The following is a 19,215-nucleotide window of genomic DNA, read 5'->3' on the forward strand; positions in this document are numbered from 1 at the left end:
GAATATACGTGAAAAGCCGGGATTGGGGATTCGGGATTCGGGATTCGCAAAAGCGAAGCGCCGGGCCATCACGGCACCGGCGCCCGCAGGACTCGGCATGTCCGAATCCGGAATCCCGCCCTTACAGCGCCATCCCCTGCAGCGCCGGGTGGACGATCTTCCCGCCCTCGACGTTGATGCCGCGCACCAGCGCCTCGTTCCCGCGCCAGTCGCCGGAAGCCAGCTTGTTCACCCACGGCAGGATCGCCGCGCAGATCGCCTGCGACGAGGTCTGTGGCACCGCACCCGGCATGTTGGTGACGCAGAAGTGGGTCACGCCCTCCTCGACGTACGTCGGCTCCTTCCAGGTGGTGGGGCGGGAGGTCTCGAAGCAGCCGCCCTGGTCGATGGCGATGTCGACCACCACCGAGCCGTCCTCCATGTCGCGCAGCATCTCGCGCGTCATCACGTGCGGCGCCTTGGCGCCGGTCACCAGCACCGCGCCGATGACGAGGTCGGCCGAGGCCACTTCGCGCGCCACTACGTCGTGGTAGGGATACAGCGCGGTGACGTTGTTGCCCAGGCGCATCATGTCGTCCATGCGGTCCTGCCGCATCTCGAACACGGTGACGTTGGCACCGGCCGAAGCGGCGAGCGCCGCGGACGCGCCGCCGGCCTTGCCCGCGCCGAACACGACCACCTTGCCGCGCTCGGTCGACGGCAGGCCGCCCAGCAGCTTGCCCTTGCCACCCATGGGCTGGTGCAGCATGTGGGTGCCGACCTGCACGCCGATCTTGCCGGCGATGACCGACATCGGCGCCAGCAGCGGCAGGTCGCCGTTGGGCAGCTCCACGGTCTCGAAGGCGACGCCGGTCAGGCCGATGTCGAGCAACTGCCGGGTGAGCTGCGGCTCGGCGGCCAGGTGCAGGTAGCAGAAAAGGAGGTGATCCCTGCGCAGGTGCGCGAGGTCGCCGGCGATCGGCTCCTTCACCTTCACGATCATCTCGCCCTTCTCGTACAGGGCGGCCGCATCGGGCGCGATCCGGACGCCGAGGCGGGTGTACTCCTCGTCCCTGAAACCGCTCTTGAGGCCGGCACCCTGCTCCAGCCACACCTCGTGGCCGCGCTTGACGAGGTCGCCCGCGGCGGCTGGCACGAGGGCCACGCGGCCTTCGAGGGTCTTGGTTTCCTTGGGTACACCGATGCGCATTGCGATCTCCGTGACGCCCTCGCGACGCCGGGGCGATGCACGGGCGGACTCAGTGGGTTGACGGCGCGGCGGCGGAACGCTCTTTCGCCCCTCGCGCCTTGTGTTGCCGGCGGGTGGTCGCCAAGCTATGGCGATCCCTGTCGTGCCCTCGCGGCGGCGGAATGATGCGGCAGCCGCCCCATCGTTCCACCTGCCGGAATGCACGCATCACATAGCGCGGCATTATATCCATGACCCTTTCCAAGCACTCGCGGCTGATCATCCTGGGCTCGGGCCCCGCCGGCTGGACCGCGGCGGTCTACGCGGCCCGCGCCAACCTCAAGCCGCTGGTGATCACCGGCCTGCAGATGGGTGGGCAGCTCATGACCACCACCGAGGTGGACAACTGGCCGGGCGACCCCCACGGCCTGATGGGCCCGGACCTGATGGCGCGCATGCAGGCCCATGCCGAGCGCTTCAATACCGAGGTCGTCTTCGACCACATCCATACCGCCGACCTCTCGCAGCGTCCGTTCCGCCTGCGCGGCGACAGCGGCGAGTACACCTGCGACGGCCTGATCATCGCGACGGGGGCCACGGCCAAGTACCTCGGCCTGCCTTCGGAGGAGGCCTACAAGGGCCGCGGCGTGTCGGCCTGCGCCACCTGCGACGGCTTCTTCTACAAGGACCAGGACGTGGCGGTGGTCGGCGGTGGCAACACGGCCGTCGAGGAGGCGCTCTACCTCTCCAACATCGCCCGCAAGGTCTACCTGATCCATCGCCGCGACACGCTGCGCGCCGAGAAGATCATGCAGGACAAGCTGTTCGCGAAGATCGAGGCCGGGAAGATCGAGCCGGTCTGGCACCACACGGTGGACGAGGTGCTCGGCAACGAGGCCGGCGTGACCGGCCTGCGGCTGCGCTCGGTGCTCGACGAGTCCTTCCGCGAGATCGACGTCCATGGCTTCTTCGTCGCCATCGGCCATACGCCGAATACCGCGCTCTTCGAGGGCCAGCTGGAGATGCGCAACGGCTACATCGTCGTGAAGACCGGGCTGGAGGGCGACGCGACCGCGACCTCGGTGCCGGGCGTCTTCGCCGCGGGCGACGTGGCCGACCAGGTCTACCGCCAGGCCATCACGTCCGCCGGCTCGGGCTGCATGGCCGCGCTGGACGCCGAGCGCTTCCTCGACAAGGGCTGAGCCCGGCCGCGGCATGTCGCTTCGCACGCGCTGGCTGGCATCGCTGGCGGAGGTCGAGGCGACGGCCTGGGATGCGCTTGCCGGTGACGCCAATCCCTTCGTCCGACATGCCTTCCTGGCGGGGCTCGAGATCAGCGGCAGCCTGCAGCCGCACCTGGGCTGGACCCCTCGCCACCTCACGCTCTGGCGCGGCGACACGCTCGCTGCCGCCGCGCCCTGCTACGTCAAGACCAACTCGCATGGCGAGTTCGTCTTCGACCATGCCTGGGCGCATGCCTACGCCCGCTACGGCCTCGACTACTTCCCCAAGCTGCTCTGCGCCGTCCCGTACTCGCCGGTGACCGGCCCGCGGCTGCTCGCGCCTGACGATGCGTCGCGGCGCGCACTGGCGGATGCGCTCGGCGGCGCCTGCGCTCACGAGGGCTTCTCCTCCGCGCACGTCAATTTCCTTCCCGAGGCCGAGGCGTCCGCGTTTCCGGACCCCTGGATCGAACGCACGGACGTGCAGTACCACTGGACCAACGACCGCGGCTGGAGGACGTTCGACGAGTTCCTGGCGGCGATGGACCACCGCCACCGCAAGAACATCCGGCAGGAGCGCGCGAAGGTCGGGCGGGCGGGCATCCGATTCCGCATCGTCCACGGTAGCGACGCCAGCGGGGCCGACCTCGATGCCATGTACGGCTTCTACCTTCGGACCTTCGCCGAGTACGGCAACCGCCCTGCCCTGACCCGCGCCTTCCTCGACCATCTGGCCGCGACGATGCCGGCGTCGCTGGTGCTCGTGCTGGCCGAGCGTGCGGGACGGCCCGTGGCCGGCGCGCTCTGCCTGCGAGGCGGGGACACCCTCTACGGCCGCTACTGGGGCGCCTCGGAAATGCATCCGGGCCTGCACTTCGAGACCTGCTATTACCAGGGCATCGACTTTTGCCTGCATGAGGGCCTGCGCCGCTTCGAGCCGGGCGCCCAGGGCGAACACAAGCTCGCGCGCGGCTTCCTGCCCGCGCACGTGCGCAGCCGCCACTTCGTGGCCGACCCGGCCTTCCGAGCTGCGCTGGCCGGCTGGTGTGCCGACGAGCGCACGGCCGTGGACGCCTATGTCGCCCGGCTCGCGACCCATTCGCCCTTCAAGAGCGGAACGCAATGAGCCCGCTGCGCCTGCCGTGGCTGGAGGACGATCCGGACGCGCCGTTTCCGCCTCCGGAAACGGCGCTTCGCGAGCCCGACGGCCTGCTCGCCGCCGGCGGCGACCTCAGCCCGCGCCGTCTGCTGGCCGCCTATCGCCAGGGCATCTTTCCCTGGTTCTCGGCCGGCGAGCCTCCACTGTGGTGGAGCCCCGATCCGCGCGCGGTGTTCCGCACCGGCCGCGTCGCCCGGTCCAGGCGCTTTCGCCGCAGCCTGCGCGGCTCGACGTGGGTCGCCCGCGCCGACACCGCCTTCGACCAGGTCATCGCCACCTGCGCGCGCATCCCGCGGCGCGGCCAGCGCGGGACCTGGATCACCGACGACATGCTGCGGGCCTATTCCACGCTGCACCGCCTGGGCCATGCCCATTCGGTCGAGGTCTACGACGGCACCGACCTCGTCGGCGCCATCTACGGCGTGGCCATCGGCCGCATGTTCTTCGGCGAAAGCATGTTCAGCGCCCGGACCGACGGCTCGAAGGTCGCGATCGCCGCCCTGGCCCAGGTGCTGGCAGGCTGGGGCTGGCCCCTGATCGACGCCCAGGTGGCCAATCCGCACCTCGCGCTATTGGGGGCCGAGCTCTGGCCGCGCGGCGAGTTCCTGCGCGAGGTCGCCCGGCTCACCGCGGAGCCCGGCCGGGTCGGCTCCTGGACGGCCGCCGTGGGCGAGCTGCCCGCATCGTCGCTGGCCGCGGCAGACTGAACGCGACGCCGGGCTGGAGCGGCCGCGTTTTGCGCCGCCTGCGCGCGCCGTGGCACAATCCACCGCTTACCCGGGCCAGACCGCCCCCCGCCACTGCACAGGAACCCATGGCAAAAGACGACGTGATCGAATTCGAAGGCACGGTGTCGGAGACGCTCCCGAACACCATGTTCCGCGTTCGCCTCGAAAACGGCCACGAGATCATTGCCCATATCTCGGGTCGCATGCGCAAGAACTACATCCGCATCCTCACCGGTGACAAGGTCAAGGTCGAAATGACGCCCTATGACCTCACCAAGGGCCGCATCACCTATCGCATGAAGTGATCGGCGGCGGTGGCAAGACGCTAGAGCGGCCTCCGGGCCGCTTTTTCGTTGGCGCCGGCGAAGGGGTCAAGACAAAAAGAAGGCGGCCCCGCGGCCGCCTTCGTCCGGGCGCGAACGCCCATCAGGTTTCGATGGTCGCCGGCAGCAGCTTCTCCGGCTCGGCCTTCGAGTCCACGACCAGCTTGCCCTCGCGCACGTCGATGGTCACTCGGCCGCCTCCCATCAGCTTTCCGAACAGCAGCTCGTCCGCGAGCGGGCGCTTGATGTTGTCTTGGATGATGCGCGCCATCGGTCGGGCGCCCATCTGCGGATCGAACCCGTTCTGGGCCAGCCAGTCGCGGGCTTCCGGCGTGGTCGAAAGCACGACGTTCTTCTCGTGCAGCTGGGTCTCGAGTTCGATGAGGAACTTGTCGACCACGCGCAGGATGTGGTCCATGCCCAGCGGCTGGAACTGCACGATCGCGTCCAGGCGGTTGCGGAACTCGGGCGAGAAGCTGCGGCGGATCACTTCCATCGCGTCCGAGGCGTGGTCCTGCTTGGTGAAGCCGATCGAACGCCGCGAGGCCTGCGAGGCACCCGCGTTCGTCGTCATCACCAGGATCACGTTGCGGAAGTTCGCCTCGCGGCCATTGGTATCGGTCAGCATCCCGCGGTCCATCACCTGCAGCAGGATGTTGAAGATGTCCGGGTGCGCCTTCTCGATCTCGTCCAGCAGCAGCACGCAGTGCGGCGTCTTGACGATCTTCTCGGTCAGCAGGCCGCCCTGGTCGAAGCCGACGTAGCCCGGGGGCGCGCCGATCAGGCGACTCACCGAATGCGCCTCCATGTACTCCGACATGTCGAAGCGCACCAGCTCGATGCCCAGCTGCATGGCGAGCTGCTTGGTCACCTCCGTCTTGCCGACGCCCGTGGGGCCGGCGAACAGGAAGTTGCCGATCGGCTTGTCCGGATTGCCCAGGCCCGAGCGCGCGAGCTTGATCGCCGAGGTCAGCGAGTCGATCGCCGGATCCTGGCCGAAGATCACCATCTTCAGGTTGCGCTCGAGGTTGCGCAGCACGTCCTTGTCGGTGGCGGTGACCTGCTTGGCCGGGATGCGCGCCATCTTGGCGACAATACGCTCGACCTCCTCGACGTCGATCACGGCCTTGCGCTCGTTCTCGGGGAGCAGGCGCTGGCGGGCGCCGGCCTCGTCGATCACGTCGATGGCCTTGTCGGGCAGCAGGCGGTCGCCGATGTGCTTGACCGAGAGGTCGACGGCGGCCTGGATGGCGTCGTCGGCGTAGGAGACGTTGTGGTGCGCCTCGTACTTCGGGCGCAGGCCCTTGAGGATCTCCACCGCCTCGCTCACCGTCGGCTCGACGATGTCGATCTTCTGGAAGCGGCGGGCCAGCGCACGGTCCTTCTCGAAGATCCCGCGGTATTCCTGGAAGGTGGTCGAGCCGATGCAGCGCAGCTCACCCGAGGAGAGCGCGGGCTTGATGAGGTTCGAGGCGTCCATCGTGCCGCCCGAGGCGGAACCCGCGCCGATGATGGTGTGGATCTCGTCGATGAACAGCACCGCGCCCGGGATCTTGCGCAGCTGCTGCAACACCGACTTCAGGCGCTTCTCGAAATCGCCGCGGTACTTCGTCCCGGCCACCAGCGCGCCCAGGTCCAGGGCGTAGATGGTCGCGTCCTGGAGGACTTCCGGCACGTCGCCGTCGACGATGCGCTTGGCCAGGCCTTCCGCGATCGCGGTCTTGCCCACGCCCGCCTCGCCCACGTAGAGCGGGTTGTTCTTGCGGCGGCGGCAGAGCACCTGGATGGTGCGCTCGACCTCGTCGGCGCGCCCCACCAGCGGGTCGATGCGGCCCTCGCGGGCGAGCTGGTTGAGGTTGGTGGCGAACTCGCCGAGGGCGTCGGCCTTGCCCTCGCCCTCGCCGCCCTCGCCACCGCCCTGGCCGTCCTCGCGCCCCTGCTCCTCGCCGCCCTGCTTGGAGATGCCGTGCGAGAGGTAATTGACGACGTCCAGCCGGGCGATGTCCTGCTGGTTGAGGAAGTAGACGGCGTGCGAATCCTTTTCGCCGAAGATGGCGACCAGCACGTTCGCGCCGGTCACTTCCTTCTTGCCGGAGGACTGCACGTGGTAGACCGCCCGCTGCAGCACGCGCTGGAACCCCAGCGTGGGCTGGGTGTCGCGGTCGGTATCGTCCGGAAGCACCGCGACCGAGGTGGCGATCGCCTCCTCAAGCTCGCGGCGCAGGCGGGGAAGATCGGCATCGCAGGCGCGCAGCACGCCCTCGGCGGACGGGTTCTCGAGCAGCGCCAGGAGCAGGTGCTCGACCGTCATGAATTCGTGGCGGGCCTCGCGGGCTCGCTTGTAGCACTGCCCGATGCTGTACTCGAGATCCTTGCTGAACATGGTTTGGAGCCTCCGGAGCGTCTGCGGCTCTAGATGGGGTCCAGCCGGCCGCTTTAAACGGCTTTTAGGCCTTCTCCATCGTGCACAGCAAGGGATGCTGATTGAGCCTTGCGTATTCGTTCACCTGCGACACCTTGGATTCCGCAATCTCGCGCGTGAAAACGCCGCATACGCCGCGGCCCCGGGTGTGGACGTGCAGCATGACCTGGGTGGCTTTCTCGACGTTCATCGCGAAAAACCGCATCAGGACGTCGACGACGAAGTCCATCGGCGTGTAGTCGTCGTTCAGCAGCAGGACGGAGTACATGGGCGGCGGCGCGATCTCGGGCTTTCCAGGCTCGACCGCCAGGCCGTGGTGGTGTTCGTGGATCGGCTTCGGCATCGCGGCAGTATACGGGCGCGGCCACCGCGCCCCTGCGTGGACGCTGCGGGCGTCCGGCTTGCAGAATGGCCACTCCTGACAGGGGATCCGCCATGAATTTCCGCCTCACCGCCTTGCTGCTGGCCGTGGCCCTTCCCGCCCCCGCGGCCTGGGCGGCCGACGCGCGCCTGGAGGCGCAGCTCAAGTCCCTCGATTACACCTACAAGATGGACGAGGACGGCGACTACCGTCTCGTTTTCGAAACCGGCGACGACGGCAGCCGGTCGCAGCTGGTCTACGTGCGCTCGCCGGTGGAGACGCTGGGCGAGCACCGCGTGCGGGAGATCTGGGCGCCCGGCTATCACTCGGCGGGCGACAGCTTCCCTGCGGATGTCGCCAACCGGCTCCTGGAGGCCAGCCACGACGTCAAGCTCGGCGGCTGGACCAAGCAGGGCCGCTACGCGGTGTTCGTGGTCAAGGTCGCGGCCGACGCGACCGCCGCGCAGCTGCGTGACGCCATCGAGGCGGCGGCCGAGAGCGCCGACGAGATCGAAGCCGAGTTGACCCCCGGCAAGGACGAACTCTGAGTGACGGCCGACCCGCGCTTCTGGCAGCCCGACGTGACCGTCGCCTCGGTGGTGGTCGACGGCGGCCGCGTCCTCGTGGTCGAGGAGCGCGTGGCCGGGCGCCTGGTGCTCAACCAGCCGGCCGGGCATCTGGAACCCGACGAGCCGCTGGTCGACGCGGCGGTGCGTGAAACGCTGGAGGAAACCGGCTGGGACGTGCGGCCCACGGCCTTCATCGGCGCCTACCAGTGGAAGGCGCCGTCAGTCAGCGGCGGGGGCGCCGAGCGCCAGTACATGCGCTTCGCCTTCCTGGCCGAGCCCCTGGCCTTCGATCCCGCCCATCCGCTGGACGAGGGAATCGTGCGCGCGGTATGGATGACGCCGGGCGAGCTCCTGGCACAGGCCGACCGCCACCGCAGCCCGCTGGTGGCGCGGGTGGTACTCGACGCGCTGGCCGGCCAGCGGTATCCCCTGCACCTGGTGCGGAGCCTGCTGTGAGCGCGCGGACGATCGTCGGCGTGTCGGGCGGGGTGGATTCATCGGTCGCCGCCCTCCTGCTGCGCGACGCCGGCGAGCCGGTGGCCGGCCTCTTCATGCGCAACTGGGCCGACGACGGCTCGGGCGACTGCCGGGCCGAGGACGACCGCCGCGACGCCGTGGCCGTCTGCGGCCGCCTCGGCCTGCCGATCCACTTCCGCGATTTCAGCAGCGAGTACTGGAGCGGCGTCTTCGAGCATTTCCTCGCCGAGTACGCCGCGGGCCGCACGCCCAACCCGGACGTGCTGTGCAACCGCGAGGTCAAGTTCAAGCACTTCCTGGACGCCGCCCGCGAGCTCGGCGCCGAGCGCATCGCCACCGGCCACTACGCGCGCGTCGAGCATGCCGGCGGCCGCTGGCGCCTGCTGCGTGCGCGGGACCGATCCAAGGACCAGACCTACTTCCTGCACCAGCTCGGCCAGCCCCAGCTGGCGGCCACGCTGTTCCCGCTGGGCGGGCTCGAGAAGGCCGCCGTGCGCCGCCTGGCCGCCGATGCCGGCCTTCCCACCGCGGCCAAGAAGGATTCGACCGGCATCTGCTTCATCGGCGAGCGCGATTTCCGCGAGTTCCTCGGGCGCTACCTGCCGGCGCGCGAGGGCGAGATCCAGACCCCCGACGGGCAGCGCGTGGGCACCCACCCGGGCGTCTTCTACTTCACCCTCGGCCAGCGCGAGGGCCTGGCCATCGGCGGCGTGCGCGGCCGTCCGGCGGCCCCCTGGTACGTCGTCGGCAAGGACGTGCGCCGCAACGTGCTGTACGTGGACCAGGGCGCCGACAGCCCGTGGCTGATGTCCACCCGCGCCCGCACCGAGGCCGCCCACTGGATCGGCGGCGCTCCCCCTGCGCCACGCTTCGACTGCACGGCGCAGACGCGATACCGGCAGAATGACGAGGCCTGCACCGTGACGGTGGACGAGGACGGATCCCTCGGCGTCGCCTTCCACCGCCCGCAGCGTGCGGTCACGCCGGGTCAGTCGCTCGTGCTGTACGACGGCGACGAATGCCTCGGCGGCGCCGTCATCGCAGGCACCGACGCCCCCCTCGAAGCCCGCCTCGCCGACCTCGCCGCATGACGCGTACCTCGTCCGACATCGCATCCACCATCAGCAGCGTCGAGCCGGTCTACGACCGCGTGCTGGCGCTGGCCGGCATGCTGCAGGCCCTGGCGCAGGTGCGCCGCGTGGCCGACACCGGCGAGGCGAACCAGCAGGTGCTGGAGGTCTGCATCGAATCGCTGTTCCGCTTCGATGCGCCGACGACGGCGGCGGTCTACGGCGGCATCGAGGGCGTGCGGCCCGGCCTGCTGCTGCTGCGCGAGTACCTGGGCGGCCGCCTGGGCGACGACGCCGTCCCGAAGCTGGCCCTGCCGGTCCTGCAGCTGGAGCGCCGCTTCATCCGCGACGAGGAAATGGTCCGCCGTGTCCGCAGCGGGCTGGAAGCGCAGCTCGCGGCCGTCGAACGGGACGGCCCGACGCATCCGGAAGTGGTGCTGGCGCTGGGCAACCTCTATGCGCAGACGCTGAGCCTGGTGCGCCCGCGCGTGCTCGTGCAGGGAAATCCGCACTACCTCGGACAGGCCGGCGTGGTGGCCGAAGTGCGCGCTCTTCTGCTGGCGGCCGTGCGCTCGGCCGTGCTCTGGCGCCAGCGCGGCGGCAGCCTGTGGGACTTTGCGTTCCAGCGGCGCGCCATGTCGGCGGCCGTGGACGCGCACCTGGGCTGAGGCCGTAGGGCGCCGTTTCCGGCATAATTGAGCGGTTTTCCCGCGGCGATCCCCTTCCGGCCGTTTCCGGCCGATGCACCTCGCCGCGTCTCCCTGCCGCCGCCCTACGGAGCCCTCATGGCCGACTCCTTCGCCACCCGCGCGCAGCTTGCCGTCAACGGCAAGTCGTACACCTACTTCAGCCTGCCGACGCTGGGCCAGCGCTTCAATCTGGCGCACCTGCCCTACTCGATGAAGATCCTGCTGGAGAACCTGCTCCGGCACGAGGACGGCGTCACCGTGCTGCCCGAGCACGTCGAGGCGGTGGCGAAGTGGAACCCGCAGGCCGAGCCGGACACCGAGATCGCGTTCATGCCGGCGCGCGTGGTGCTGCAGGACTTCACCGGCGTGCCCTGCGTGGTCGACCTGGCCGCGATGCGCGACGCGGTGACCCGCCTCGGCGGCTCGCCGAAGCAGATCAACCCGCTGATCCCCTCGGAGCTGGTCATCGACCACTCGGTGCAGGTCGACGTGTACGGCCGCCCCGACGCGGCCGACATCAACGGCCAGATCGAGTTCCAGCGCAACATGGAGCGCTACAGCTTCCTGCGCTGGGGCCAGAAGGCGTTCGACAACTTCAAGGTGGTGCCGCCCAACACCGGCATCGTGCACCAGGTGAACCTCGAGAACCTCGCCCGCGTCGTGGTCGAGCGCGAGGTCGACGGCGTGCTGCAGGCGTTCCCGGACACCGTGTTCGGCACCGACAGCCACACCACGATGATCAACGGCATCGGCGTGCTGGGCTGGGGCGTGGGCGGCATCGAGGCCGAGGCGGCGATGCTGGGCCAGCCCTCCTCCATGCTCATCCCGCAGGTCGTGGGCTTCAAGCTCACCGGCAAGCTGCCCGAGGGCACCACCGCCACCGACCTCGTGCTGACGGTCACCCAGATGCTCCGCGCGCTGGGCGTGGTGGGCAAGTTCGTCGAGTTCTTCGGCGAGGGCCTGCAGCACCTGCCGCTGGCCGACCGCGCCACGATTGCCAACATGGCGCCCGAGTACGGCGCCACCTGCGGCATCTTCCCGATCGACGCCGAGGCGGTGAACTACCTGCGCCTGTCGGGCCGCTCCGAGGAGCAGATCGCGCTGGTCGAGGCCTATGCCAAGGCGCAGGGCCTGTGGCACGACGCGGGCACCCCGGAGGCCTCGTACTCGGCGGTGCTGGAGCTGGACCTCGGGGACGTCAAGCCGTCGCTGGCCGGCCCCAAGCGCCCGCAGGACCGCGTGCTGCTCGAGAAGGTCAAGGACAACTTCCACGCCAACCTGCCGGCCCTGACCGCCAAGCGCGGCGCGGCCGCGGGCAGCAGGCCGGCATCGGCGATCCGCATGAAGGAGCAGGACGTCCAGATCACCGACGGCTCGGTGGTGATCGCCGCGATCACCTCCTGCACCAACACCTCCAACCCCGCCGTGATGCTGGGCGCCGGCCTGCTGGCGCGCAACGCGGTGAAGCTGGGCCTGAAGGCGCAGCCGTGGGTCAAGACCTCGCTCGGCCCGGGCTCGCTGGTGGTCACCGACTACCTGCGCAAGGCCGGCGTGCTGGACGACCTCGCCCAGCTGGGCTTCGACGTGGTCGGCTACGGCTGCACCACCTGCATCGGCAATTCCGGCCCGCTGCCGGAGGAAGTGTCGCGCGGCATCGCCGAGAACGACCTCGTCGTGACCTCTGTGCTCTCGGGCAACCGCAACTTCGAGGGCCGCGTGCACCCCGAAGTGAAGATGAACTACCTGGCCTCGCCGCCGCTGGTGGTGGCCTACGCGATCGCCGGCACCGTCGACATCGACCTCGCCAACGATCCGATCGGCACCGGCAGCAACGGCCAGCCGGTCTACCTGCGCGACATCTGGCCGAGCAACAAGGAGATCGGCGACACCATCGCCGCCACCATCGGCCCGGAGCTGTTCAAGCAGGCCTACGCCGACGTGTTCAAGGGCGACTCGCGCTGGAACCAGATCGCCTCGCCCGAAGGCGAGTCGTTCGCCTGGGACGAGGCCTCGACCTACATCAAGAACCCGCCCTACTTCGACGGCATGACCATGGAGGTCGGCTCGATCTCCGACATCCAGGGTGCACGCGTGCTCGGCCTGTTCGGTGATTCCATCACCACCGACCACATCTCCCCGGCGGGCAACATCAAGAAGGATTCGCCGGCGGGCCGCTACCTCATGGAGCGCGGCGTGCAGCCGGCGGACTTCAACAGCTACGGCAGCCGCCGCGGCAACGACGACGTGATGGTGCGCGGCACCTTCGCCAACATCCGCATCAAGAACCTGATGCTGGGCGGCGAGGAAGGCGGCAACACGCTGTACTTCGGTGGCGCGCAGCCCGAGAAGCTGGCGATCTACGACGCGGCGATGAAGTACCGCGCCGATGGCGTGCCGCTGGTGGTGTTCGCGGGCAAGGAGTACGGCACGGGCTCCTCGCGCGACTGGGCGGCCAAGGGCACCAACCTGCTCGGCATCAAGGCGGTGGTGGCCGAGAGCTTCGAGCGCATCCACCGCTCGAACCTGGTCGGCATGGGCGTGCTGCCGCTGCAGTTCAAGGCGGGCGAGAACGCGCAGGTGCACGGGCTGGACGGCTCGGAGACGATCTCGATCGAAGGCCTGCAGGACGGCGCGAGCAAGACGGCCACCGTGGTCGCGCGGCGCGCCGACGGCTCGGAGAAGCGCTTCGAGGTGAACGTGCTGCTGCTGACGCCCAAGGAAGTCGAGTACTTCCGCCACGGTGGCATCCTGCACTACGTGCTGCGGCAGCTGGCGGCACGCAAGGCGGCCTGAGCCCGGTCCGGGCGCCGCGCCGAAGCGGACGTCGGATCGGCACGACGCGACGAGGGGCGCCGGAGGACGCCCCTCGCTTTTTTTGTGCGGCGCAGCGGCGAAAACCTGCGTGATCGCCTTGATCGCGCCTGCGACGCCATGCTCCAATCCGGCGGACCGTACGGCGCCGCACACGGCGGCGGCGACTGACGCGATGAGAAGGGGAAATCGCATGACACTAGAACGTCCGTGGCTCGCCAGTTACCCGCCGGGCGTGCCCGCCGAGATCGATGTCGACGAGTACCCGTCGATCGTCGCCGTGCTGCAGAACGCGATCGACAAGTACCGCGGCCGTCCGGCCTTCTCCAACCTCGGCCGCACGATCACCTACGCCGACGTCGACCGGCTGAGCGCACGCTTCGCGGCGTACCTGCTCGGCGAGCTCAAGCTCAAGCGCGGCGACCGCGTGGCGATCATGTTGCCCAACTGCCTGCAGTACCCGATCGCGACGTTCGGCATCCTGCGCGCCGGGCTCACGGTGGTGAACACCAACCCCATGTACACCGCGCGCGAGCTGCGCCACCAGCTCGTCGACTCGGGCGCGAGCGCGATCCTCGTGCTCGACAACTTCGCGCACACCGTGGAGGAGGTCCTCAAGGACACCGAGGTCCGCACCGTCATCACGACGGGGCTCGGCGACTGCCTGCCCTTCCCCAAGCGCGGCATCGTCAATTTCGTACTCAAGTACGTGAAGAAGATGGTGCCGGACTACGACATCCCCGGCGCCGTCCGCTTCAACGACGTGCTGGACCGCGGCGCGGCCCTGCCGCTCCCGGCCGTCGACATCAGGCCGGAGGACATCGCCTTCCTGCAGTACACCGGTGGCACCACCGGGGTGGCCAAGGGCGCGATGCTCACGCACCGCAACCTCGTCGCCAACATGCAGCAGGCGTCGGCGTGGATCGGCAAGAACGTGCGCTACGGCGAGGAGACGATCATCACCGCGCTCCCGCTGTACCACATCTTCGCGTTGACGGCGAACGGGCTGGTCTTCATGAAGTTCGGCGGGCTCAACTACATGATCACGAACCCGCGCGACATGCCCGGATTCGTAAAGGAACTTCGCAAGACGAAGTTCACCGCGATCACCGGCGTCAACACGCTGTTCAACGGCCTGCTCAATACGCCCGGTTTCGAGAAGATCGATTTCTCGGCGCTGCACCTCACGCTCGGCGGCGGCATGGCCGTGCAGCGGGCGGTGGCCGACCGCTGGAAGCGCGCGACCGGCTGCACGCTCGTCGAGGCCTACGGCCTGACCGAGACCTCGCCCGCCGCGTGCATCAACCCGATGGACCTGCCCGAATACAACGGCTCCATCGGCCTGCCGATCCCTTCGACCGACGCCTGCATCAAGGACGAGGACGGCAACATCCTTCCTGTCGGCGAGATCGGCGAGCTCTGCATCAAGGGCCCGCAGGTGATGCGGGGCTACTGGCGCCGCCCGGAGGAAACCGACAAGGTGATCGACCGCGACGGCTGGCTGCACACGGGCGACATGGCGCGGATGGACGAGAAGGGCTTCTTCTACATCGTCGACCGCAAGAAGGACATGATCATCGTTTCGGGCTTCAACGTGTACCCGAACGAGATCGAGGACGTCATCGCGATGATGCCCGGTGTGCTCGAAGTCGCCGCGGTCGGCGTGCCCAGCGAGAAGTCGGGCGAGGCGGTGAAGGTGGTCATCGTGCGGAAGGATCCGGCGCTGACGGCCGAGCAGGTCATCGCGCATGCGCGGGAGAATCTCACGAGCTACAAGGTGCCGCGCGAAGTCGAGTTCCGCACCGAGCTGCCCAAGACCAACGTCGGCAAGATCCTGCGCCGCGAGTTGCGCGACACGGCATCGGCATAGTTTCCCCCGTCGCGCGGCCGACGGAAAATCGACGGATCGAACCAGCAGGCCCCGCATCGCGGGGCCTGTCTTTTGCATGCACGAGCGCGGTGTAGGATCGCCCGGTGGGCACCATCCGACCGCCCGCGCCCACCAGCTCCCGCGGACGGTCCACTTCCGAGGACCCGCAACATGAGCAACATCGAGTCGCTTCACCGTGCACGCGCGTACCCCACTGTCCGCGTCGAAGCGGACCCATCGGGCGCGGGCCACTGGCTCTACATGCATGCCGACCACGCCACCGGTGCGCGCCCCTGCTTCCGTCCCGAACTCATGCACGACATGTGGGCCATGCTGTCCACGGTCGCGACGCCGGGCGCGCAGGCGGCACGCACCGGACTGCGTCACGTGGTGCTCGCCTCGGATGCGCAGGGTGCGTTCAACCTCGGGGGCGATCTCGCCCTGTTCGCCCAGCTCATCCGCGCGCGCGACCGCGATGGCCTGATGGACTACGCGCGCAAGTGCATCGACGGCGTGCACCTGCTCCATGACGGCCTCGGCGGCGGCGTGCGGACGATTGCGCTCGTCCAGGGCGACGCACTCGGTGGCGGCATGGAACTGGCGCTCGCCTGCCACGTGATCGTGGCCGAGGAAGACGCGGAACTCGGGCTGCCCGAAGCGGTATTCGGCCTGTTTCCCGGGATGGGCGCCTACTCGTTCCTGAGCCGACGCGTCGCGCCGCAGCTGGCGGAGCGCCTGATCCTGGAAGCGCGCATCCTCCCGGCACAGGAGCTGCACCGCATGGGCATCGTCGACGTGCTGGCCCCCAAGGGCCAGGGCGAGCGCGTGGTGCGCGAACTCATCCAGCAGGAGCAGCGCGCGCCGCAGGCACACCTGGCGCTCAATCGCGTGCGCCGCGTCGCCAACCCCGTCACCTACGACGAGCTCATGGCCATCACGGGCATCTGGGTCGATGCCGCTCTCGCCCTGGGGGATCGTTCGCTGCGCACCATGGAACGGATCGTCCGCGCGCAGCTGCGGCGCGCCGCGGGCTGACGGGCTCAGTCGTTGCGGTGCCCCGCCTCGTCGCGTCCGCCATCGGCCGCGAGGCGGGCACCGAGGATCTCGCGTCCCTGCGCCAGTCGCTCGCGCAGCGCCTCCACGCGCGAGCGCCACTCGCCCGAGAGCTGCCAGTCGGGCATGCGCATCATCTCGCCGGAAAGGCTGGACAGCCGGACGAGCCCGACGTTGCCCGCCACGCCCTTCACCGCGTGCGCGTGTTCGCGCAGCGCGGTCCAGTCGGAGCTGGCGGCCGCGCGCGCGATCTCGGCGATCCCGCGTTCCGCGTCCCCGAGGCACTGTCCGACGAACTCACGCTCGAACGCCTCGCCCATGCCCAGCGAGGCCAGCTCGTCCAGCACGCCGGGGTCGAAGGCTCCGTCCGACGGCGCCGGTTCGGCCGAGGGCTGGATGCGCAGGCCGCGCGCCGACGGCCGATCCTGTTCGGCGACCTGCGCAAGCGTGTCCAGCAGCCGCGCGGTGGAGACCGGCTTGGCCAGAAATCCCCATGCGCCGGCGTCCTGGCACGCCTGGATGGCGCCCGGGGTCACGTCCGCACTCAGGATCACGACCGGCGTACGGCGGCCGGCGCCGGCCTCCATCAACCGCAGATGGCGCAGCATGTCGATGCCGCTCATGCCGGGCATGTGGAGGTCGGTGACCACGAGGTCGAACTGCGCCTCGGCAAGCAGGTCCAGCACCTCCTCGGCGCCGTCCACGCAGGTCACGCGGTGCCCGGCCTTCTGCAGGAGCCGCTGCAGCACCATGCGATTGGCCGCGTGGTCGTCCGCGACCAGCACGCTGAGCGGGCGCACGCGTGCCCTGTGCCGGAGGAAGGGGTTGGCGAATTCGATGACGTTCTCGGGCGGGCGCGCGTCGCGCGCCGAGCGCGCAGCCGCCAACGGCTCGGGCGCGGGCGCCGCCTTGGCCACCGTCTGGAACGGCAGCACGATCCAGAAACGCGAGCCCTTGCCCTCGCTGCTCTCGAAGCCGATCGACCCGCCCATGGCCTCCGTCAGCCCCTTGGCGATCGTCGTCCCGAGCCCGGTGCCGCCGTGGCGGCGGGCCAGGCCGGCGTCAGCCTGCTCGAACGCATCGAACAGGCGCTGGCGCGCCGCGGCCGGGATCCCGATGCCGGTGTCGGTGACCGCGAACCGCAGGCAGGTGCGCTGCTCGTCCCGGGCGACGACCTCGACGTCCAGCCCGACCGAGCCGGCATCCGTGAACTTGACGGCATTGCCGAGCAGGTTGATCAGGACCTGGCGCACGTGGCTCGCGTCGCCGCGCACGCATGCGGGCACGTCCGGGGCGATCCTGACCTGGTAGTCCAGCGCCTTCGCGCGGGCCTGCGGCTCCAGGATGAGCCCGATGCCGTCGACGAGCTCGCGCACGTCGAACTCCGCGTTGTGCAGCCGCAGCTTGCCGGCCTCGATCGCGGAGATGTCCAGCACGTCCTCGACCAGGCTCATGAGCGTGCGCGTCGAGGCCTGGATGGTATCGAGCGCTTCGCGCTGTTCCGCATCGAGCCTGGTCGATGCCAGCACCTCCGCCATGCCGGCCAGGCCGTTGAGCGGCGTGCGGAACTCGTGGCTCATGTTGGCCAGGAAGCGGCTCTTGGCCTCGTTCGCGCGTCGCGCTTCCTCGGTGGCGCGGGTGAGGTCGCGCAACAGGCCCGTCAGGTACATCGGAATCGCGAACAGGCCGATCAGCAGGCCGATGCCCAGGCTCAGGTTCTCGCGCCAGTACGGCGACAGGGCCAGCACCAGCCCGAAAGCCGTCATGGCCGCGGCCACGGCACCGGCCAGGTAGCGGCTGCCGAACCGCAGGCCGTTGCCCACCGTCACCCACATGATGAGCATGTAGACCCAGGCGATGGGTTCGCCCATGCGGATCATGGCCGCGCACATCAGCCCGTAGTCGGCCGCCATGCCGAGAAGGCGCCGCGGGTGGCTGCGCCCCGGCGCGGCGAGGATCCAGGCGAGGATGACCGCGCCAATGACGAAGCCGACGGCCACCATGGCCAGGACGTCGTGCCAGGCCTGGGACTGGCGGCCGCCGCCGGCGACGAGGTAGATCAGCACGACCGCCAGTGCGCCCATGCGGACCGCCGCCTGGCCGTGCTCGCTGTCGGGACGTTCGCGCAGCTTCTCGCGCAGACGGGCCAGTGCCGCGTTCACTGTCTGCTCCCCGCGGCCGGTCCGCCCGGCCCGCATATGGGGTCGAGCTGGCGACGGGCCGACAGCAGCGCCTGGACGCAGTCGGGGTCGAACAGCCGGCCACGCTGCGCGTACAGGTGCGCGAGCGCGGCGTCGATCTCCCACGCGTGCTTGTACGGCTGCTCCGAGATCAGCGCATCGAACACGTCGGCGACCGCGACGATGCGCGCTTCGAGCGGGATCTCGTTGCCCTTGAGTCCGTCGGGATAGCCGCTGCCGTTGAAGCGCTCGTGATGCCTGAGAGCGATCGTCGCCGCCAGGTCGAGGAAGGCGCTGCCACTGCCCGCGAGCAGCTCATGCCCGATCTCCGGATGGCGTCGCACGAGGGCGCGCTCCTCGTCCGAGAGGGGGCCGGCCTTCTGCAGCACGGCATCGGGCAGCGCGATCTTGCCCAGATCGTGCAGCGGCGTCGCCAGTTCCAGCAGCCGCACCTCGTCCTCGAACATCCCCACGCCGCGCGCGACCACGCCGACGACGGCGGCCATGCGCTGCAGGTCCGGATGCGCGCCGCCGTCGCGGTACTGCACGGCACGCGCCAGGCGCGACAGGGTTTCGCGCTCGCGTTCCTCGATCTGCTGCAGCGTGGCCTGGAGACGCGCCTCCAGCGACAGCGCACGCTGCTTGACCGTTTCCGATTGCTGGCGCAGCTGCAGGAGGTTGCGGCAGCGCGCCCGCAGCTCCCGCGGGCGCACGGGCTTGACGAGGAAGTCGATCACGCCGGCGTCCAGGGCCGCCTGCCTGACCGGCTCGTCGCCGACGACCGTCACCAGGATGATGGGAATGTCGCGGTGCCGCGGCAGCCTGCGGAAGCGGCGCGCGAACTCGAGCCCGTCGATGCCCGGCATGCGGTAGTCCAGCAACAGCAGGTCGGGATCGTGCGCGGCGCACCAGTCGAGCGCAGCCTGCGGCTCCCCGAAGTCGTGGACCTCGAGCTCGGAGCCGATGTCCTCGATGATGTGGCGCAGCATGGTGCGTGCGCTGGTCTGGTCATCGACGATGACGACGTTCATGGGACCTTCCGTTGGCAGGCGCCCCGACGGCGGTTGGCGCGAGGATAACCCGGTCGCGGCGCGCGCGGCGCGCCGTCCTGT

General features: G+C 69.6%; 15 protein-coding genes and 1 pseudogene. 11 read left to right on the forward strand and 5 right to left on the reverse strand.

The window, feature by feature from the left end:
* Window positions 1–121: 121 nt before the first annotated feature.
* On the reverse strand, window positions 122–1,189 hold the full coding sequence (locus EYQ95_RS13905; RefSeq protein WP_132327823.1) for an alanine dehydrogenase: 1,068 nt from the start codon (window positions 1,187–1,189) through the stop codon (window positions 122–124).
* A 230-nt stretch (window positions 1,190–1,419) separates the two neighbouring features.
* Between EYQ95_RS13905 and trxB the strand changes: the two genes are divergently transcribed.
* From trxB to infA, 4 genes are all read left to right on the forward strand, one after another.
* Window positions 1,420–2,370, forward strand: a complete 951-nt coding sequence (trxB, locus tag EYQ95_RS13910) for a thioredoxin-disulfide reductase (protein ID WP_132327824.1) — start codon at window positions 1,420–1,422, stop codon at window positions 2,368–2,370.
* 13 nt (window positions 2,371–2,383) lie between these two features.
* Window positions 2,384–3,517 carry a GNAT family N-acetyltransferase gene (locus EYQ95_RS13915; RefSeq protein WP_132327825.1) on the forward strand — a complete coding sequence of 378 codons (1,134 nt, stop codon included), beginning with the start codon at window positions 2,384–2,386 and terminating at the stop codon, window positions 3,515–3,517.
* The gene (gene aat, locus EYQ95_RS13920; RefSeq protein WP_132327826.1) at window positions 3,514–4,257 is read left to right on the forward strand and encodes a leucyl/phenylalanyl-tRNA--protein transferase; all 744 of its coding nucleotides are present in this window, start codon (window positions 3,514–3,516) and stop codon (window positions 4,255–4,257) included. The genes EYQ95_RS13915 and aat overlap by 4 nt, the downstream gene beginning before the upstream one ends.
* 107 nt (window positions 4,258–4,364) lie before the next feature.
* Window positions 4,365–4,583 (forward strand): translation initiation factor IF-1, encoded by a 219-nt coding sequence (gene infA, locus EYQ95_RS13925; protein ID WP_041043854.1) that lies wholly within the window; start codon window positions 4,365–4,367, stop codon window positions 4,581–4,583.
* Window positions 4,584–4,704: 121 nt separating this feature from the next.
* Here the strand turns inward: infA and clpA are convergent, their stop codons facing one another.
* Complete coding sequence (clpA, locus tag EYQ95_RS13930) at window positions 4,705–6,984, reverse strand: ATP-dependent Clp protease ATP-binding subunit ClpA (protein ID WP_132327827.1); 2,280 nt, start codon at window positions 6,982–6,984, stop codon at window positions 4,705–4,707.
* A 64-nt stretch (window positions 6,985–7,048) separates the two neighbouring features.
* Window positions 7,049–7,366: an ATP-dependent Clp protease adapter ClpS gene (gene clpS, locus EYQ95_RS13935; RefSeq protein WP_132327828.1), complete on the reverse strand. Its 318-nt coding sequence runs from the start codon at window positions 7,364–7,366 to the stop codon at window positions 7,049–7,051.
* 92 nt (window positions 7,367–7,458) lie between these two features.
* On the opposite strand from clpS, the gene EYQ95_RS13940 reads away from it, so the two are divergent.
* From EYQ95_RS13940 to EYQ95_RS13970, 7 genes and pseudogenes are all read left to right on the forward strand, one after another.
* Window positions 7,459–7,932, forward strand: a complete 474-nt coding sequence (locus EYQ95_RS13940; protein WP_132327829.1) for a hypothetical protein — start codon at window positions 7,459–7,461, stop codon at window positions 7,930–7,932.
* Window positions 7,933–8,409, forward strand: a complete 477-nt coding sequence (locus tag EYQ95_RS13945; protein ID WP_243699935.1) for an NUDIX hydrolase — start codon at window positions 7,933–7,935, stop codon at window positions 8,407–8,409.
* Window positions 8,406–9,521, forward strand: coding sequence for a tRNA 2-thiouridine(34) synthase MnmA (mnmA, locus tag EYQ95_RS13950; RefSeq protein ID WP_243699936.1), 1,116 nt, complete (start codon window positions 8,406–8,408; stop codon window positions 9,519–9,521). The genes EYQ95_RS13945 and mnmA overlap by 4 nt, the downstream gene beginning before the upstream one ends.
* Window positions 9,518–10,168 (forward strand): lysogenization protein HflD, encoded by a 651-nt coding sequence (locus tag EYQ95_RS13955; RefSeq protein ID WP_132327831.1) that lies wholly within the window; start codon window positions 9,518–9,520, stop codon window positions 10,166–10,168. The genes mnmA and EYQ95_RS13955 overlap by 4 nt, the downstream gene beginning before the upstream one ends.
* 117 nt (window positions 10,169–10,285) lie before the next feature.
* Window positions 10,286–12,907 (forward strand): annotated as a pseudogene (gene acnA, locus EYQ95_RS13960) (aconitate hydratase AcnA); the annotation flags it as partial.
* A 286-nt stretch (window positions 12,908–13,193) separates the two neighbouring features.
* Window positions 13,194–14,870 (forward strand): long-chain fatty acid--CoA ligase, encoded by a 1,677-nt coding sequence (locus EYQ95_RS13965; protein WP_132327833.1) that lies wholly within the window; start codon window positions 13,194–13,196, stop codon window positions 14,868–14,870.
* A gap of 171 nt (window positions 14,871–15,041) precedes the next feature.
* Window positions 15,042–15,905: a crotonase/enoyl-CoA hydratase family protein gene (locus EYQ95_RS13970; protein ID WP_132327834.1), complete on the forward strand. Its 864-nt coding sequence runs from the start codon at window positions 15,042–15,044 to the stop codon at window positions 15,903–15,905.
* A gap of 5 nt (window positions 15,906–15,910) precedes the next feature.
* Here EYQ95_RS13970 and EYQ95_RS13975 read toward each other — a convergent pair whose 3' ends face one another.
* On the reverse strand, window positions 15,911–18,085 hold the full coding sequence (locus EYQ95_RS13975; protein WP_132327835.1) for an ATP-binding protein: 2,175 nt from the start codon (window positions 18,083–18,085) through the stop codon (window positions 15,911–15,913).
* On the reverse strand, window positions 18,082–19,134 hold the full coding sequence (locus EYQ95_RS13980) for an HD domain-containing phosphohydrolase (RefSeq protein ID WP_132327836.1): 1,053 nt from the start codon (window positions 19,132–19,134) through the stop codon (window positions 18,082–18,084). Before EYQ95_RS13980 ends, EYQ95_RS13975 begins: the two co-directional genes overlap by 4 nt.
* Window positions 19,135–19,215: the final 81 nt, after the last annotated feature.

It is taken from the genome of Lysobacter sp. N42 (genome assembly GCF_004344885.1).

What these genes read in the sequence shown, in the direction of transcription:
- EYQ95_RS13905 (WP_132327823.1), bottom strand. Translation starts at nt 1,189, where the DNA reads ATGCGCATCGGTGTACCCAAGGAAACCAAGACCCTCGAAGGCCGCGTG.
- trxB (WP_132327824.1), top strand. Translation starts at nt 1,420, where the DNA reads ATGACCCTTTCCAAGCACTCGCGGCTGATCATCCTGGGCTCGGGCCCC.
- EYQ95_RS13915 (WP_132327825.1), top strand. Translation starts at nt 2,384, where the DNA reads ATGTCGCTTCGCACGCGCTGGCTGGCATCGCTGGCGGAGGTCGAGGCG.
- aat (WP_132327826.1), top strand. Translation starts at nt 3,514, where the DNA reads ATGAGCCCGCTGCGCCTGCCGTGGCTGGAGGACGATCCGGACGCGCCG.
- infA (WP_041043854.1), top strand. Translation starts at nt 4,365, where the DNA reads ATGGCAAAAGACGACGTGATCGAATTCGAAGGCACGGTGTCGGAGACG.
- clpA (WP_132327827.1), bottom strand. Translation starts at nt 6,984, where the DNA reads ATGTTCAGCAAGGATCTCGAGTACAGCATCGGGCAGTGCTACAAGCGA.
- clpS (WP_132327828.1), bottom strand. Translation starts at nt 7,366, where the DNA reads ATGCCGAAGCCGATCCACGAACACCACCACGGCCTGGCGGTCGAGCCT.
- EYQ95_RS13940 (WP_132327829.1), top strand. Translation starts at nt 7,459, where the DNA reads ATGAATTTCCGCCTCACCGCCTTGCTGCTGGCCGTGGCCCTTCCCGCC.
- EYQ95_RS13955 (WP_132327831.1), top strand. Translation starts at nt 9,518, where the DNA reads ATGACGCGTACCTCGTCCGACATCGCATCCACCATCAGCAGCGTCGAG.
- EYQ95_RS13965 (WP_132327833.1), top strand. Translation starts at nt 13,194, where the DNA reads ATGACACTAGAACGTCCGTGGCTCGCCAGTTACCCGCCGGGCGTGCCC.
- EYQ95_RS13970 (WP_132327834.1), top strand. Translation starts at nt 15,042, where the DNA reads ATGAGCAACATCGAGTCGCTTCACCGTGCACGCGCGTACCCCACTGTC.
- EYQ95_RS13980 (WP_132327836.1), bottom strand. Translation starts at nt 19,134, where the DNA reads ATGAACGTCGTCATCGTCGATGACCAGACCAGCGCACGCACCATGCTG.